Annotated in this window: 11 protein-coding genes; 7 read left to right on the plus strand and 4 right to left on the minus strand. The window is 71.2% G+C overall.

The genetic code is table 11. The annotated features are described in order from the left end of the window. Positions 1 to 186: 186 nt before the first annotated feature. Positions 187 to 1371: an SMP-30/gluconolactonase/LRE family protein gene (locus WME79_RS09925; RefSeq protein WP_437534456.1), complete on the plus strand. Its 1185-nt coding sequence runs from the start codon at positions 187 to 189 to the stop codon at positions 1369 to 1371. Positions 1372 to 1582: 211 nt separating this feature from the next. Beyond that, positions 1583 to 2989, plus strand: coding sequence for a hypothetical protein (locus tag WME79_RS09930; protein ID WP_437534457.1), 1407 nt, complete (start codon positions 1583 to 1585; stop codon positions 2987 to 2989). Positions 2990 to 3065: 76 nt separating this feature from the next. Here the strand turns inward: WME79_RS09930 and WME79_RS09935 are convergent, their stop codons facing one another. Further along, entirely contained in the window at positions 3066 to 3491 is a 426-nt protein-coding gene (locus WME79_RS09935) for a putative metal-binding motif-containing protein (RefSeq protein WP_437534458.1), read from the minus strand. A 231-nt stretch (positions 3492 to 3722) separates the two neighbouring features. On the opposite strand from WME79_RS09935, the gene WME79_RS09940 reads away from it, so the two are divergent. Together WME79_RS09940 and WME79_RS09945 are read left to right on the plus strand one after the other, a co-directional pair. Continuing rightward, complete coding sequence (locus tag WME79_RS09940) at positions 3723 to 4964, plus strand: radical SAM protein (protein ID WP_437534459.1); 1242 nt, start codon at positions 3723 to 3725, stop codon at positions 4962 to 4964. Positions 4965 to 5048: 84 nt separating this feature from the next. Beyond that, positions 5049 to 5804 (plus strand): metallophosphoesterase, encoded by a 756-nt coding sequence (locus WME79_RS09945; protein WP_437534460.1) that lies wholly within the window; start codon positions 5049 to 5051, stop codon positions 5802 to 5804. A gap of 47 nt (positions 5805 to 5851) precedes the next feature. Here the strand turns inward: WME79_RS09945 and WME79_RS09950 are convergent, their stop codons facing one another. Then, positions 5852 to 6637, minus strand: a complete 786-nt coding sequence (locus WME79_RS09950) for a hypothetical protein (protein ID WP_437534461.1) — start codon at positions 6635 to 6637, stop codon at positions 5852 to 5854. 309 nt (positions 6638 to 6946) lie between these two features. Between WME79_RS09950 and WME79_RS09955 the strand changes: the two genes are divergently transcribed. The 3 genes from WME79_RS09955 (at position 6947) to WME79_RS09965 (ending at position 13137) form a co-directional block, all read left to right on the plus strand. Continuing rightward, positions 6947 to 8623, plus strand: coding sequence for a glycoside hydrolase family 30 protein (locus tag WME79_RS09955; protein WP_437534462.1), 1677 nt, complete (start codon positions 6947 to 6949; stop codon positions 8621 to 8623). A gap of 235 nt (positions 8624 to 8858) precedes the next feature. Beyond that, positions 8859 to 12218 carry a HEAT repeat domain-containing protein gene (locus WME79_RS09960; protein ID WP_437534463.1) on the plus strand — a complete coding sequence of 1120 codons (3360 nt, stop codon included), beginning with the start codon at positions 8859 to 8861 and terminating at the stop codon, positions 12216 to 12218. Between the two features lie 394 nt (positions 12219 to 12612). Further along, on the plus strand, positions 12613 to 13137 hold the full coding sequence (locus WME79_RS09965) for a GxxExxY protein (protein WP_437534464.1): 525 nt from the start codon (positions 12613 to 12615) through the stop codon (positions 13135 to 13137). Between the two features lie 294 nt (positions 13138 to 13431). On the opposite strand, the gene WME79_RS09970 is transcribed toward WME79_RS09965, so the two are convergent. Both WME79_RS09970 and WME79_RS09975 read right to left on the minus strand, forming a co-directional pair. Beyond that, positions 13432 to 14589, minus strand: a complete 1158-nt coding sequence (locus WME79_RS09970) for a hypothetical protein (protein ID WP_437534465.1) — start codon at positions 14587 to 14589, stop codon at positions 13432 to 13434. Next, positions 14586 to 15611 carry a tetratricopeptide repeat protein gene (locus tag WME79_RS09975; RefSeq protein WP_437534466.1) on the minus strand — a complete coding sequence of 342 codons (1026 nt, stop codon included), beginning with the start codon at positions 15609 to 15611 and terminating at the stop codon, positions 14586 to 14588. The genes WME79_RS09970 and WME79_RS09975 overlap by 4 nt, the downstream gene beginning before the upstream one ends. Between the last annotated feature and the right edge of the window lie 54 nt (positions 15612 to 15665).

Raw genomic sequence — 15665 nt, forward strand, 5'->3', positions numbered from 1 at the left:
GTTGCCTCCTCGCCCGCCGCCGCCGTTCACGGCGCACCGCGGCGCGCCGGTCCTTGGCCTGGCGCGGAGCGCGCGATCGAGGCGCTGTGCCGCTCGGTCGCCTCGGCCCTTGCGGCGCGAGACGAGCTGACGATGATGAGCGTGCCCGATCGGCACACCAGCCGGGGCGCTTGGAGGCACTTGCTTATGAAGGCCAGGTATTCGCTCGTTGTCTCTTGGATCGTGTTCGTCGCGGCGAATGGCTGTGGCGGGGGCGACGAGCCGCTCTCGTCCGAGGGCGGGGGCGGATCCTCCAGCGGCGCCGGAGCTGGCGGGTCGAGCGGCTCCGCGGGTAGCGTGGGCGCCACGAGCTCCAGCGGCACCAGCGCGGGCAGCGCGGGCGCGACGAGCAGCGCTGCCGTGGGGAGCGGCAGCGGCGGCGCCGCGGCGGGGAGCGGCAGCGGCGGCGCGGGGGCGGGCGGCGCCGGGGGAGGCGGCGGTGATGACGTGTCGGCCATCTGCCCGGGCGGCCCGTATGCGGCCAATCCGCTGCCGGCGAACGGCCGAGCGCAGCTGGTGAAAGGGGGGTTCACGTACGTCGAGGGCCCGGTATGGGTCGCCGAGCTCGGCGCGCTGTTCTTCTCGGAGATCAACATGCAGTCGGAGAACGCTCCGCCCCTCAACGGCCCGAAGGCGAAGATCCACAGGCTCACGTCGCCGGGCGCGATCGAGGTGTTCCTCGAGGACAGCGGGACGAACGGGCTGGGCATTCACAGCGACGGGAACCTCATCGCATGCACCCACGACACGCGCAGCGTCTCCGTGTTCGATCTCGGGACGAAGGCGCGGCGCGAGATCGCCGGGTCGTACATGGGCAAGCGGTTCAGCTCCCCGAACGATGTTGTCGTGCGGAGCGACGGCAACGTCTACTTCACCGATCCCGATTTTCAGCTCAGCGGCAGGCGGGAGCTGCCGACAGCAGCTTACCGCGTGTCGCCGTCCGGCGCGGTGAGCCTCATCGGCACGCTGGAAACCCCCAACGGCGTCGCGCTCTCGCCGGACGAGAGCGTGCTGTACGTGGGCGAGTTCACCCCGGGCCGGATCCATCGTTATCCGCTGAGCGCCGACGGAGCGCCCGGCGCCTCGTCCGATTTCGCCACGAACCTGCCGAAGGCCGACGGCATGGGCGTCGACTGCGCGGGCAATCTCTACATTGCGTGGCGCGACGGCGTCGAGGTGCTCGCGCCGAGCGGCGCGAAGCTCGGCACGATCACCGGGGTGGGCGGCGCGTCGAACGTCGCGTTCGGCGGGGCCGATCGAAAGACCCTTTACATCACGTCGGGCGCGTCGCTCTACGCGATGGAGATGAACATCCCCGGATACCCTTACTGAACCTTCCTGGACGCAGACCGCCGGTGCTCGGCCGCGCCGGCGGCCGGCGTTCCAGCTGCGAGCGTCCGGCGGCTTGTTCCCACGCGCGAGCATGTATTCCGGGATATCCGTGATGGATTCACCGACGCGGAGCTCCCAGCGGGCGATCGCGCTTGACCGGTCTGTCGGTCCGGCGTAGGTCACGATGATCGAGGGACTCGAGCCGGTGAGCATGGGAGTGGTTGTCGCCGAGACGCTCGCCGCGCAGCACGTCGAGCGCGACGCCGAGAGCAGCCTTGACGCCGCGCTCGCCCTGGCGACCACGTTGCACACGCCGGGGCAGAGAGAGCGCTATCGGCGTCTGCTCGAAGCTGCGATCGAGCAGGCGGATCGCGCGCTGGCCGCCGCCGAGCAGGAGCGCGCCGCCTTCCAGGAACATGAGGGCGCCGCTGGAAGAGAACGAATCGTCGCGACGGCGATGGGCGCCCATTCGACGCTGGCGAGGGCCCACGCGGCGCGGGCAGCAGACGCGCTCCACGGGGCGGGCCAGCTCTCGTTGAGCGCGCAGCGCGCGCCGACGCGCGAAGCTTGCGACGACGGCTGGCGGCGCGTGGAGGCGATCGTGGCCGGCGCAGAGGCCTCGGCCCGCGCGGCCGCGATCAGCGCCTCAGAGATCGAGGGCGGCTCTCCGCGATCAAAGGCCGCCCGCGCGGCGCGCGCGGCGGCTCACAAGGCCGAGGTCGCCGCCCGCGCGGCGCGCAGGATCATCGAGGAGCGAAACCACGCATATACGTTCCACACGGACAGCGGCTTCTCGTTCGGCGAAGGGTGGTACGTCGCCGCGGCCGCCGTCCTCGCGGGCGCGGCCATCCAGGTCGAGCCGGGCAAAGCGGGGACGCCGCAAGCCGAGGTGTTTCTGCGCGATGCGGGCCTGAGCGATCACCTTCAGGCGTACCGCTCGCGCCCGCGCGCGGTGAAGCAGACCACGGAGATCGTCGCGCGCGCCTTCAAGGCCGATCCGTCCTCCGCCCAGGGGAGACTCCGCGCGGCGTTTCTGGCGGACGCGCCGGTTCCGGGATCGGTGATCGCCTGGGTCGATCGCAGGCTCGCGGAAGCGCGGGCAGGAGAGACATGCCGGAAGAAGGTGCTGCTCTGGATCCGCGAGGGGATCCATCATGCGCACCGCAACACGACGCTCACCGAGCTGCTCGAGCTGACGGACCTCGTTCAACGCACGGGGCTCGTGCCTGTGCTGACAGGCGACGCCCTTCGAGACACACAGGTCCCCGAGGGCGCGATCGACATGACGCTCTTCTGGAAGGACCCCACCTTTCGGCAGCTCGACATGCGCCGGGCGCAGCTGCAGTTCTTCGAGCACTTGAAGCGAACGCACGGCCTCGTCGGCCAGCTCGGCGTCACGACCGCAGGCATGGATGGGCCCGCGCTCATGGGGCTTCCCACGATGTATCTCACCGAGGCGTCGAACGTTCGTATGCGGGAGTGGGTCGGCGCCGTGCCGGGATACCGCGAAGTCGTGCGCGAGGCGGGGTATCTCGAGCGCGTCCGCGGTGTGTTGTCCGAATGGGCCGCCGCTCCGTTTTCGGGAAAATTCACAGGGAGGCGGGGAGACGGGGAGTAAAATCCCATCAATCTCCCTGTCTCCCCGCCTCCCTGTTCAATTCCCCGTTAAAATGCCAACAAAGTGAGGGGATTTGTCAGGAGGCGCCGCCCGCGCCGCCTCCGCCGCCGGTGCCTCCCGCGCCGCCGGTGCCGAGCGGGGTGTCGTCGCCGCTGCAGTCTTGATCGATGCTGTCACCTGCCACGTCCGTCGCGCCGGGGTGGATGGCCGGATTGCCGTCGTCGCAGTCCTCCTCGGGCCCGTAGCCCTCGCAGGTCGCCTGGTAGCCATCGCCGTCGCTGTCGGTCGCGGGCTCGTCGCACGGGGGCATGCCGTAGCAGGCCATCAGCGTGACAGCCATCATGCCGCCCGAGGCCACCGCGAGCAGCCGGCCCGCGATCCCGTGGCGCGCCTGCGCGCAGCTGACGCGCTCGGCCGTCGGCGTCGCGCCGCAATGCGGGCAGGCGGAAGCGCCGGGAGGAACGAAGCCATCGCAGCAAGGACAAGCGCCGAGGGTGAGCATGAGGATCTCCGCCTTTGGGCCATGTAGCCGAGCCCTGGCGCACGTCGGAAGGCCGAGCCAGGGAGGTCAGACCGTCCCGTTCTATGGCAAGGCGCCCTGGCGCCGTGCAAGGAAAATGAAGGCGAATGGCGCAGCGACCCGGCGTGCGCGTGCGCAGGTCACCATCCCCCCGCGCGTCGAAAGGGCGCCGGAGAGCGGGAGCCGGCGGCGGAGTTCGCGGTAGGCTCCGGCATGGCGCTGCGCCGTCTCGATGTGGTTCCCGGCGAGCATTTCCCGGCATACGTCGTCTGGGAGCTGACGCTCCGCTGCGATCAGCCCTGTCGGCACTGCGGCTCACGGGCAGGGGCTGCGCGGCCCTCGGAGCTCGGCACCGAGGAGGCGCTGGGCGTGGTGCAGCAGCTCGCGGCGATGGGCGCGCGCGAGGTGGTGCTCATCGGCGGCGAGGCCTACCTGCACGACGGCTTTCTGGAGATCATCGCGGCGCTCAAGGCCGCGGGCGTGCGGCCGACCATGACCACCGGGGGGCGCGGGATCACCGCGGAGATCGCGGCGCAGATGAAGGCGGCCGGCCTGCACAGCGTCTCGGTCAGCGTCGACGGGCTGGAGCGCGCACACGACCTGATCCGCAAGGCCCCGGGCAGCCACCGGAGCGCGCTCTCGGCGCTCGGGCACCTCCGGGGCGCGGGGCTGCTCACCGCGGCCAACACCAACCTCAACCGGGTGAACCAGGGCGATCTGGAGGCGCTCTACGACCTGCTCCGGGAGCAGGGGATCAAGGCGTGGCAGGTGCAGATCACCGCGGCGCTCGGGCGCGCGGCCGACCGGCCGGCGATGCTGCTCCAGCCCTACGACCTGCTCGACGTGCTCCCGCGCATCGCCGACCTGAAGCGGCGGGCCTTCCGGGACGGGATCACGGTGATGCCCGGCAACAACCTGGGCTACTTCGGCCCGGAGGAGGCGCTCCTGCGCTCGCTGCGCGAGGGCGGCCGCGACCACTTTCGCGGCTGTCAGGCCGGGAAGCTGGTGCTGGGCATCGAGTCCGACGGCGCGGTGAAGGGCTGCCCGTCGCTCCAGAGCGACGCCTACGTGGGCGGCAACCTGCGCGGGCGCGCGCTCCAGGAGATCTGGGACGAGGCGCCGCGGCTCGCGTTCGCGCGGGCGCGGACGGTCGACGATCTCTGGGGCTTCTGCCGGAGCTGCGCGTTCGCAGAGGTGTGCATGGGCGGGTGCACCTTCACCGCGCACGCGCTCTTCGGGCGGCCGGGGAACAACCCGTACTGCCACTTCCGGGCGCGCACGCTGGCCGCGCAGGGCAAGCGCGAGCGCCTCGTCCCCGCCGAGCCGGCCGCGGGGAGGCCGTTCGATAACGGGCTGTTCGAGCTCGTGCTGGAGGAGCTCGACGGTCCCGATCCCGGGCTCGACTCCCCGGAGCGGCTGGTCCGGCTCACGCGCAAGCCGCGGCCTTCGAGCTGAGTTTGCTAAGGTTCCGAAATGGTCCGACCGATCACCCGCCGAGCCTTCCTCCACGCCAGCTGTTGCGCTGCGGGAATTGCCGCCGTGGATGGGATCGCCATCGAACCTTCCTGGCTCGATGTCGCCGAGCACGATGTCCCCATCCCCCGGCTCCCAGCCGCGCTTCAGGGGTTTCGGATCGCTCACCTCTCTGACATCCACCTGCGCGCGTCAGGCAGTGTTCACGAGAAGGCCATCGACGCCATCCGCAGGCTGGCGCCTGATCTCGTCGTGCTGACCGGCGACTCGATCGAGGGCGAGGGCTCGCTCGGCGTGCTGGAGGAGTTCTGCCGCAGCCTCGCCGCGCCGGGGCGTGAGGTCCTCGCCACCGTCGGCAACTGGGAACACTGGGGGCACGTCCCCTTGCGGAGGCTGAGCGAGGTGTACGCGCGCGCCGGAGCCAGGCTCCTCGGGAACGAGTCGGTGCTGCTGAAGCGTGGCGTCTCCATCGTCGCGACGGACGATTTCTGCAGTGGGAACCACGACCTGCGCGCCGCCCTGGGGAACGTGCCGTCCGCTCCGGCTCGGCTCTTTCTCACGCACGCGCCCGGCGTCTTCGAGACGCTCCCTCCCGGCGCGCCGCGCTTCGATCTGGGCCTCGCGGGGCATACGCATGGAGGACAGGTCCGAGCGCTTGGAACGGCGGTGTGGGTTCCGCCTGGATCGGGCCGATTTCGCTCGGGTATGTACGACACGGCCCATGGCAGGGTGTACGTGAGCCGCGGTGTCGGCACAAGCGTCCTGCCTGTGCGGTTCACATGTCGTCCAGAGCTCCCCGTGTTTCGGCTCATCGCCGGGTGACGCTCTTCCCGACGACGGATGTCCGGGGGTGAACCGCCCGGTGGCCGTCAGTCGCGCTTCGGTTCTGCGGAGAGCGCGTCCAGGCGGCACGCGACCGACAGCGAGAGCCCCACCTCCAGCAGCGAGATGGGCCGCTGCTCGATGGCCCCCGGCGGCGCGCAGTCCACCAGCGAGAGCGGCGCCGACGCCGCCTGCGCCGCCTCTGCGAACGACCGCGCCCTCCGGACCCATTGCTCGGTCAGCTGCGCGCGGTGCCCCTCCGGCTCCTTCACCTCGGCCCGAGGCTGGCCGAAGGTGGCCCCGCGCCGCCCGTCCTTCGCAGCCTGCACCGCGGCGCTCACCTCGCGCCTGACCTGCGCCACGGCTGCGGCCAGCCGGCTCCTCGCCCAGAAGTCGAGCTCGGGGGCGAGGCGCACCTCGATCACGCCGTCGACGGCGGCCGATACGGCGTCGCCGTCGCTCTCCGCCTTGTCGGTGAAGACCGTGCTGAACGACGCGCCCAGCATCTTCACCGTGGATGCGCCGCCGGTCGCCTCCTTGAACTGCCGCTCCAGGTTCTCCACCGCGGCCTGCGCCGCGGTGAGGGCGCGCTGCGGATCGGCGTCGGTCTCCTGGAGCGCGAAGCCGAGGACGAGCACGTCGGGGCGGACGACCAGATCGGCCTGGACCGCCCCCCGGCTGGGCAACGCCGGCGCGGACGGCATGCTGGACATGCTCGCCGACGTGGAGCCCAGGCTCGTCGCGTAGGACGGGGAGAGGGCCGAGCTGGGCGCCGCCCCGGATGCGCCTCCGCAGCCGGCCAGGAAGGCGAGGGCGAGAACCGCGGTTCGCATGGGGGGCCGACGCTAACACGCGTATCGAAGCACAGCAATCGTACGGTCGGGTTGGATCTGCCGTGCATGATCTGGAAGGCATGCCGCCGACCTGCCATCCGTCGGCGTCGACGCGGACCCTCGGCATGCGAGGCGTGACGCGAGCGCATGGCGCCTGCGCGCGCTGGGTCATCGACGTGGAGCTTGCCGCCTTTTATCCTACCCGCCCGATCACCGTGGGGCCTTCTGGGCATATAGGACGGCCACTTTCTGACGCCTGCTGCAGGCACCGCCAAGGGGTTGCACCCCCTGGGATGGAGGATTTTTGTGATGAACAGGGCACGAGCTTCGACCGTCGGCATTTTGCTCGCGTTTCTCTTGGTGGGTTGCGGCTCTTCGAGCGGCCCGGAAGAACCCGAGAGCTCGGGCGGCCCGGGGGCGGGTGCGGGCAGTACCGGCAGCGGGAGCGGGAGCGGAAACGCGAGCGGGAGCGGGAGTGGAAGCGGAAACGCGAGCGGGAGCGGGAGCGGAAGCGGAAACGCGAGCGGGACGACAGGCAGCGGCGCGGGGACGGGCGGCTCGACCGGTTCGGACGGTGCGGGCGGCGATCCGGGTGGAGACGGCGGCGGCGGCTCATCTTCCGGTACCGGCGGCGGTGAGCCCGACGTGGTCGAGCCCACGTTGATCACCTCGGGCGCGAATGAGTACTGGAAGGTCGGGACGCCGACGGAAGTGACGAGCGGCAATGCCGATGTGACCGTCGACGAAGCGGCAACGCAGCAGCGATGGGATGGCTTCGGCGGCTCCTTCAACGAGATGGGTTGGAACATGCTGTCGATGCTCAGCGAGTCTGAGCGGCAGCGAGCCATCAAGCTTCTCTTCGACAAGAACGAGGGCGCAGGGTTCGCCTACGGGCGCATCCCCATGGGGGCCAGCGACTATGCGATGGACCGCTATACCCTCAACGAGAAGAAAGATGATTTCACGATGGAGAGCTTCTCCATCGCGCGGGACAAGGAGAAATTGATCCCGTACATCAAGGCGGCGCTCGCCGTGAGGCCCGGGCTCCACCTCTGGGCCAGCCCCTGGACGCCCCCCACCTGGATGAAGAGCAACGGCGCCTTCGACAGCGGCAAGATGAAGGACGACGCGAACACCCTGAAGGCGCACGCCCTGTACTTTGCCAAGTTCGTGGAAGCGTACGCCGCAGAGGGCATGACCATCGAGGCGGTCCACCCCCAGAACGAGCCGACCTACGAGACGAGGTATCCGAGCTGCGCCTGGACGGGGCAGCTCATGGCCAAGTTCATTGGCACCCACCTTGGGCCGCTGTTCGAAGAACGCGGGATCAAGGCTCAGATCTTCCTCGGCACGATGTCCAACGACGCGGCAGACCCGGGGATCCTCAGCGCCGTGACCGGCGATGCCACCGCGATGAAGTACGTCAAGGGCTTCGGGCTGCAGTGGAACATGCGGGGCAGCGTGAACGGCTTGAAATCGCGGAATATGCCGATCGTGCAAACGGAGCACCAGTGCGGCAACTACAACTGGAACCCTGCCGGAGCGCCGCCGTACAACCCGAACACGGCAGCGAACGATCACGCCTACGGGCAGGAGAGCTGGGGGCTCATCCGCGACTGGATCAAGGCGGGGGTGAACTCGTACAACGCCTGGAACATGGTGCTGGACCCGGTGGGGAAGAACATCGACTCGCAGCGGCCGTGGCCCCAGAACGCGCTCCTCAACGTGAAAGCCGACACGAAGGAGCTGGTCCTGACCCCTGCCTACTACGTCTTCCGCCACGTCTCGCAATACGTCGATCCTGGAGCGATGCGCGTCAACACGACCGGTGGTGATGCGCTGGCCTTCAAGAACCCTGACGGCACCATCGTCACGATCGTGTACAACTCCGGCAGCTCCGCGAAGACGACCACCCTCAGCGTGGCCTCCAAGAAGCTCCAGTTCAGCGTTCCTGCCCGCGGCTGGGCCACCGTCAACTGGAAGTGAGACGCGCGCGACCCGGCCCGGGTTGACCCATCGCGGCCCGAACCTGTCGACAGCCTCCGGGGAGAGCTGAAGCTTCACCCGGAGGGGGTCGACAGCCTCCCGGGATAGCTGAAGCTCGAACCGAGGGGTGTCGATCGCAGCGGCGCGCACCTGGTGATTCGAGCGCTCGTCGCACCGGAGCGTCGCTGCGCTCGGCCTTGCGAGCATCCCATCGCGAGGCGCTATCATCGCGTCCATGGACGCTGCTTCCTTCCTCGCCGACATCGAGCCGCTGACCCATTACGACCGTGTTCGCCGCGTGGTGGAGCTGGGCCGCGCCGCCGCGCGGGGCGACGCCGGAGCAAGCGCGCTCCTCGACGCGCTCAGGAGCAGCGCTCAGCCCTACGAGCGCCTCCTCGCGCTCATGAGCGTCTACGGCTCGGGCGACGGCGCGCGCGTCGTCGCGGCCGTCTCCGACCCGTCCCGCAGCGTGCGGCGGCGGGCGTCCCGCATGGTCGCCCGTTTCTGCGACGACGCGCAGGCGCTCGCGGCGCTCGGCGCCCTTGTCGAGCGCCGCACCCTCCGGCGCACCGTCGCCCAGCTCGCGCGGCGGAAGCGCCAGGCCGCCGTGGACGCCTTCCTCGGCGCGCGCATGCAGGCGGGGCGCGATCCCCTGATCGTGGATCTGCTCCCGTTCGGCTCCGAGGCGCTCGTGTCGGCGCACCGGCGCGCCATCGACGAGGCGGGCGGCCCGAGCTGCCTCGAGCGGCTCGGCGTGAGGCACCCCGCGGCCGCGGCGCGCTGGTTCGGGGAGGCGATCGCGCCCTCCCAGTCCCTCGACGCCCGCGTGCGCTACCGCCTCAAGCTGCTGCTCGCCCCGCTCGCCCGGCGCGCGCCCGACGCGGCGCTGCCGCTGGTCCAGGCCCTCTTCGAGCGCGGCGAGGAGCCCTCGTACGTCGCCGCCGCCCTGCGCTTGCTCGTCCGATCGCGCCCGGCCGCCACGTTCGACCTCCTCAAGGCGCGCCACGAGAGCGGACGACCCGCGCCGCCGCCCGGCGTCTTCGGTGTGGTGCGCTTCGACAAGGGCGCGCCCGCCCTCGGCGCCGAGCGCCTCGATTACCTGATCCGCCACGCCTGGGGCGCGCTGAGCGACGGCAAGCTGGGCCCGCGGTGGTTCCTGCGGCTCGGCCCCGACGACCAGAAGGCAGTCCTGCGGGCCTTCCTGCTCGGAGGGGCCGGGGGCTACGGCGCCTTCCTGTTCCGTTACGTGAAGGCCGAGTCGGCCAAGGAGCAGGCGCTCCGGGAGCGGGCCTTCGTGCGCTGGTCGTGCGCGGCGCAGGCCACCGACGGCACGATCGCGCCCGATGTGCTCGACGCGCTGCCCCGCGACCTGCGCGAGCGCGAGGCGAGGCGGCACCTCTCGAGCTGCCCGTCGCTCGTCTCGAAGCCGGACCGGCGGATGAGCTACGCGCGCCTCCTGTCCTTCGCCGAGGCGAAGGAGGTGCTCGCGCCGCTCCTCGGGCACCCGGAGGGCGACGAGCGGGCGAAGGCGCAGGCGCTGCTCATCGCGAGCGTCCTGCACGACCGGGGCGCGCTCGCGGACGCCCTCGCGAACGTGCGCGCCCGCAAGTTCGAGCAGGATCCGGTGCGGCGGGCGATGATCGGCGCGCTCGCCGCGCTGCCCCTCGGCCGGTTCGCGCAGGAGCACCTGGAGGCCGCGGGCGCCGTGGCGCAGGACGCGCTCGACGCCGCGGACCTGTCCCACGCCACGGCCTCGGCCGTGGAGCGGCTCGTGGTCCGCCTGTTCCGCATCGACGGGGCGTGGGGGGCGCGCTGGCTCGCGAAGATCCTCGCGGTGCGCGGCTCGGTCTCGACGGAGGGCCTCGGGGAGGAGCTGACCCCGGCGGAGGCCGAGCGGCTCAGCCCGGCGCTCGCGCAGCTCGCGGGCGCGTGGTGCACCGGCGAGCGGGCAGGGGCTGTGCTCTCGCTCGCGCAGAGCCTCGGCATCCGCCTCAAGGTGGTCACGCCGCTGCTCGAGGCGCTCGAGCGGCTGTCCCGCGAGCTCCCGTTCGTCGGCGTCGCGGCGGGCGCGCTCGGCCTCCTGCGCGCCCACGACAGGCCGCGGTTCGCGCGGCTCGTGCCCGCGCTGCTGCGCGAGGACAGGAGCTTCGTGCTGATCGGGACCGTCGCCCGGCACGTGAGCCAGAAGCGCCAGGACCTCCTGGACCCCCTGCTGGACCGGGGGAAGCCGATGACCGGCAGGTTCGCGACGGGCAAGACGCGCTGGGTGCTCGATTTCGGCGGGGGCCACGGCCGCTGGACGGCGAGGCAGCAGGAGCTGTACGCCGCCGGCCTCCGCGCGCTGCTCGGCGACGAGACCAGCGATGTCCCCACGCTGCGGTTCGCGATCTCCGCGCTGGTCCGGCTCGCGTACGTCGACGCGTCGGCGATCACCCCGTTCGCCTCGGATCCGAGGCCGCCGCTGCGCGAGATGGCCATCCGGGGGCTGCCGTGGCTCGACGCCGGCCAGGGCGTCCCGGTCCTGATCGAGTGCCTGGGCGACGCTCGCGCGCGCTGGGCGATCTACGCGCTCCGGAAGGCCTTCGCCGAGATGTCCCGGGAGCGGGTGCTCGCCGAGCTCCGGGCGGTGCCGACCACGAAGGTGACCGTCGCGAAGGAGGTCGTGCGCCTGCTCGGCGAGCTGGGCGGCGACGACGCCTACCGGGACCTGCTCCGGCTGGACGGCCCGAAGACCCACCGCGACGTGCGGATCGCGCTGCTGCGGGCGCTCTGGGACCACCTGGACAAGCCCGAGACCTGGGACGTCTTCGGCCGCGCCGCGCAGGATCCCGACTGGATCGTGGCCTCGAAGCTCGCGGACATCCCGCTCGACAGGCTGTCGACCGAGGCCGAGCGGCGCGTGGTGGACCTGCTCGCCGCGATCCTCGGGCGGGCGGAGCCGGAGGCCCGGCTCGACCTGCTCCGGCGCACCGCGCACCTGCCGCTCCGGGACGAGGCGCGGTCGCTCTTCAAGCGGCTGCTCGAGCACATGGCCGCGCCCGCGCCCGAGGAGGCGGCGGAGGCGCTGTCCGCCGTGCTCGCGAGGATGCAGCCGGGGGAGGTCGCGATCGTCGTCCAGCGGCTCGCGGAGCTCTTGCCGAGGCGCCGGCACCTCGTGGCGTTCCTGCCCGCGCTTTCGCAGCGGCTCGGCCCGTATGCCGCGAAGCACTACGTCGCCGTCGCGGAGGGGCTCCTCGCCGCGCTCAAGGAGGACGCCCTGGCCGTGCCCCAGTACCTGGGGCTCGCGGCGCGCCTGCTCCCGTGGAAGGCGCTCGGGCAGGCGCTCGCGGACCTCGGCCGCCGGGACCTCTTGCACCACGACGCGATGGTCGCGGCGATGTCCGCCGTGCACGGCTGCGTCCACCCGTCGCAGCTGGAGCAGGAGCTCCGGGAGAGCCCCGATCCGCGGCTGCGCCGGCTCGCGCTGGAGGCGCTCGTGCAGGCGGCGTCGCCGAAGAACGGCTGGACGTCGGAGCGGCGGGAGCTGCTGGAGCGCTACCGGAAGGACCCGTCCCCCGCCGTGGCGGGGCCGGCGTCGTTCGTCATGCCGCCGTGAGGCGGCGCGCGGCCGTGAAGCGGCGGGCGGCGCTACGGCGAGCTCGATGCAGCACCCTCCTCGAATCGGTGCCATTTCCCGGGGGGCGGATATGTCGAGCGCGGCGCGCTGTTCTGGATCGCGGCCGGCACGGTCGCGTCGGGGGTCCAGGCGGCGAAGAGATCGCGGAGCTTGAGGGCGTAGGGGTCGGCGTTGATCGTGGCTTGAGAGAGTACACAGGGAGACGGGGAGACGGGGAGGAGAGAGAGAGAGAGCAAGGTGGAGAGGCGAGAGGTGGGGCCATTGTTCGAGTCTGCTCGCTTGAGGCGAATGCTTCCAGGTTGCTTGTTTGCGGGGCGGTTTCCGGTGATATCAATTCGCGCAACCAGAGCTCGTTCCACGTCGATAGATAGGCATGAGCACGGATTTGGTACAGGGAGACAGGGAAACGAGAAGATTGTGGGATCTGTCCGAGCGAGTTGTCGGAGCGTGCATCGAGGTGCACCGTCACGTCGGTCCCGGGCTACTGGAGTCTGCTTACGAAGAATGCTTGTGTCATGAACTGTCGCTCATGGGCTTGAGCTTCGCGAGGCAAAGGCCACTTCCAGTGACCTACAAGGGGGTCGCGCTCGGCTGTGGTTATCGACTCGACGTTGTTGTCGAGGAGAAGCTCATCCTGGAGCTCAAGGCTGTCGAGCACCTGCTGCCAGTCCATGAAGCTCAGGTACTCACGTACCTGAAGCTGACGGACCTGGACGTCGGGTTGCTCGTCAATTTCAACACGCCGCTGCTCCGTCGCGGGATCCGACGTCTGGTACGCCGCGGGGCTGTCCGGTTCTCCCGATGCCGCATCGAAGGCGACCACCCCGGCACCACCAGCCGCTCCGCATCGATGCCGCCCGAAGCAGTCGGCGCCGAGGCTGATGGTTCGAACGACTGATCCCCATCTCTCGCCTCCCCGCCTCCCCGTCTCCCTGTGAATCTTTCCTTCTCCCTCTCCGCCCAATATGGCCTGGAGCTGCGCGGGATCGGTGAGCGCGAGCGCCTCTCGGCCCGCGATGCTGTGAGCCTTGGCGTCTCTGGTATCGCCCCCCTCTCGCGCGCCGTTCGCGCTGTGCGGCTCGGCCGGGGCCGGCTAACCCTGCTGCCGCATCAAGCTCGTGTCGAGCGGCCCGACCCATCTCCGGGACCGCCGACATGCCCTCCTGAACGCGGTGGGGCCCACCGCGGGCCATCACGGGCAGGCGGTCCCGTCGGCCAGCGCCAAGCACTCGTCCGGGTTCTCGAGCGCGCGGCTCACGTGGAGCAGCCGGCAAGAGACCATGTCGCCGCCCTCGGCGCTCGCCACGGAGTAGCGGGAATCATGGGCGGCTCCCGTCATCGTGCTGCACTCGCCCTGGCACGCCGCGCCCCAGCCCTCGTACGCCTCGCCGAGGGCCTCCTTGCAGGCCGCCTCGAACAGCGTGCAGTACGACACACAGTTGCCCGTCACGTCAGAGCCCGGCTCCTCGACCCCGCAATGGCCGTCTCCGCCCGGCCCCGTGTGCGGGCAGTGGGTCGTCGGCGCCAGCATGGCGCTGTAAGCGTGGTACTTGCGGCAGCCCACGGTGTTCTCGGTCCTGTCTTCCGTCGCGCCGGGAGGGAGCGCCGCGCAGACCGCGAGGCACTGCGCTCTCGACTCGTAGACGGCCAGATCGCCCGTGCACGAGGTCATGACCACCTGGCAGAAGTCCTCGCAGCTCGGCTCGGTCCCGTCCGGATCGGCGCAGGGCTGCACAGGCGTCAGGCTCGCGTGTGGGCAGTGCTCCTCGGGGTCCACCGTCGCGGAGCTCACGTGCACGAGGCGGCACTGCAGCGTGTCGCCGTCGTGGTCTTTGATGACGTCGAACCTGTCCGCGTCCTTGAGCCCCGCGCACATGGCGACGCAGTCCTCCTCCGTCGGGACCTCGAGCGTGCACGCCGCGGCCCGCAGCGCGCAGTAGCTCTCGCAGTTGCTCCCGCACTCGCCGCCGCCGCCCGGGCCGGCCGCCGGGCAGTGCACCCCCACCTCGCCGGTGGCGCCCGCCAGCTCCGCCTGGCGGGCGCGGCACGCCACCGTGTTGTCCACGGGCTCCAGGGGATCGCCCTCAGGGAGCAGCGCGCACACGCCCTGGCACGTCGCCAGCGTGGCATAGACCTGGTGCTCTCCCGTGCAGTTCGCCATCACGTCGGCGCAGTACGACGCGCATTGCTCGCTGACGGGAGGAGGCTCCGCCCCTCCGCCCCCCGTCTCCGCGCCGCCTGGGTCGAAGGTGCGGTCCTCGATGCCGGCGATGGCCTGGCAGCCGAGCCACGCGAGGCTCGAGAGCGGGGCGAGCAGGGCGAGCGACAGGAGCCCTGTCATGCGTCTCATTCGAACGTACCTCCCACGCGCAACCCGACGTTGCGCGCGTCCACGAACGCCCCCACCTGGACGGGCGGGGCCTGCCTCGGCGCGACGACGAACACAAGGACGGCGCCGCCGATCGCCGCCGCCGCCCCGAGCCCGAACGCGACGTTCGACACGGTGGCGGCGCTCTTGGCCTCCTCGGTCAGCGTGACGCCGCGCTCATCCTCGCACGTGTTGCCGCCCTTGCAGTAACCCTCCGCGTCGCTGTTCTTCGAGATGGCCTTCACGCCGAAGAACGTCCCGACGCCGAGCCCCACGACGCCCGCGCCGCCCACGACGAGGCCGATCAAGCGCGTCGTGTTGCCCCCGGACGCCGCGGGCGCCGGCGCCGGCGGAGAGGTGCCGCGCGCGGGCGCGGGGCCTGTCCCCTGGGCGGGCGGCGATTCGAGGGGCGCAGGCGGCGGCCCCTCGAGCCGCTTGAGCGCCGGGACATCGACGCTCGCAGGGCCCTTGTTGTCGCTCCCGAGCTTCACGGTCGTCGTCCAGGTCTCGTGGCCCGGGGCGCTCGCCTCGATCGCGATCTCGCCCGGATCCACGGGGATCGCGACGCCGAAGACCGCAGGATCGACGGCCTTTCCGGCGGAGCGCACCTTGAACCCCTCGATCGCGAGGTTCTCCGCCGCGACGCCGATGCTCAGCTTCGACAGGCCCGGCTCCAGCCGAGCCGCCCTCGCCTGCGCCTTGCGGGCGCGGTCGGCTTGCCCCGCGGCCTGCGACTCCGACATGGCCTGCCGGAACGTGGCCCAGGCGCTCGCCGTGCGGCCGGTGTTCTCGTAACACTCGGCCAGGTAGAGGAGCGTGCCAATGCCCGGATCGATGCGCTGGCTCTGCTCGAGCCTCGGGCACGCCTCTGCGCTGCGCCCCTGCTTCATCAGGTCGAGCGCCGCGTCGAAGAGCGCCTCCGCCGTCGCCTTGTCGGCGGCGCTCGGCTCCGCCCGCGCGGGGAGGCCCCCGGAGATCAACGCGGCGCACAGGCCCAGGCCCACGCAGTGTGCGATGCTTCGCTGACGACGTTTCAACCGCCTCATACGTCCCGTGTT

Source organism: Sorangium sp. So ce726 (assembly GCF_051521405.1).
In the GTDB taxonomy this organism is placed as follows: Bacteria; Myxococcota_A; Polyangia; order Polyangiales; family Polyangiaceae; genus Sorangium.

Excerpts from the sequence above, each read along its gene's own strand:
- WME79_RS09925 (WP_437534456.1), top strand. The coding sequence starts at position 187 with ATGAAGGCCAGGTATTCGCTCGTTGTCTCTTGGATCGTGTTCGTCGCG.
- WME79_RS09930 (WP_437534457.1), top strand. The coding sequence starts at position 1,583 with ATGGGAGTGGTTGTCGCCGAGACGCTCGCCGCGCAGCACGTCGAGCGC.
- WME79_RS09935 (WP_437534458.1), bottom strand. The coding sequence starts at position 3,491 with ATGCTCACCCTCGGCGCTTGTCCTTGCTGCGATGGCTTCGTTCCTCCC.
- WME79_RS09940 (WP_437534459.1), top strand. The coding sequence starts at position 3,723 with ATGGCGCTGCGCCGTCTCGATGTGGTTCCCGGCGAGCATTTCCCGGCA.
- WME79_RS09950 (WP_437534461.1), bottom strand. The coding sequence starts at position 6,637 with ATGCGAACCGCGGTTCTCGCCCTCGCCTTCCTGGCCGGCTGCGGAGGC.
- WME79_RS09955 (WP_437534462.1), top strand. The coding sequence starts at position 6,947 with ATGAACAGGGCACGAGCTTCGACCGTCGGCATTTTGCTCGCGTTTCTC.
- WME79_RS09960 (WP_437534463.1), top strand. The coding sequence starts at position 8,859 with ATGGACGCTGCTTCCTTCCTCGCCGACATCGAGCCGCTGACCCATTAC.
- WME79_RS09965 (WP_437534464.1), top strand. The coding sequence starts at position 12,613 with ATGAGCACGGATTTGGTACAGGGAGACAGGGAAACGAGAAGATTGTGG.
- WME79_RS09970 (WP_437534465.1), bottom strand. The coding sequence starts at position 14,589 with ATGAGACGCATGACAGGGCTCCTGTCGCTCGCCCTGCTCGCCCCGCTC.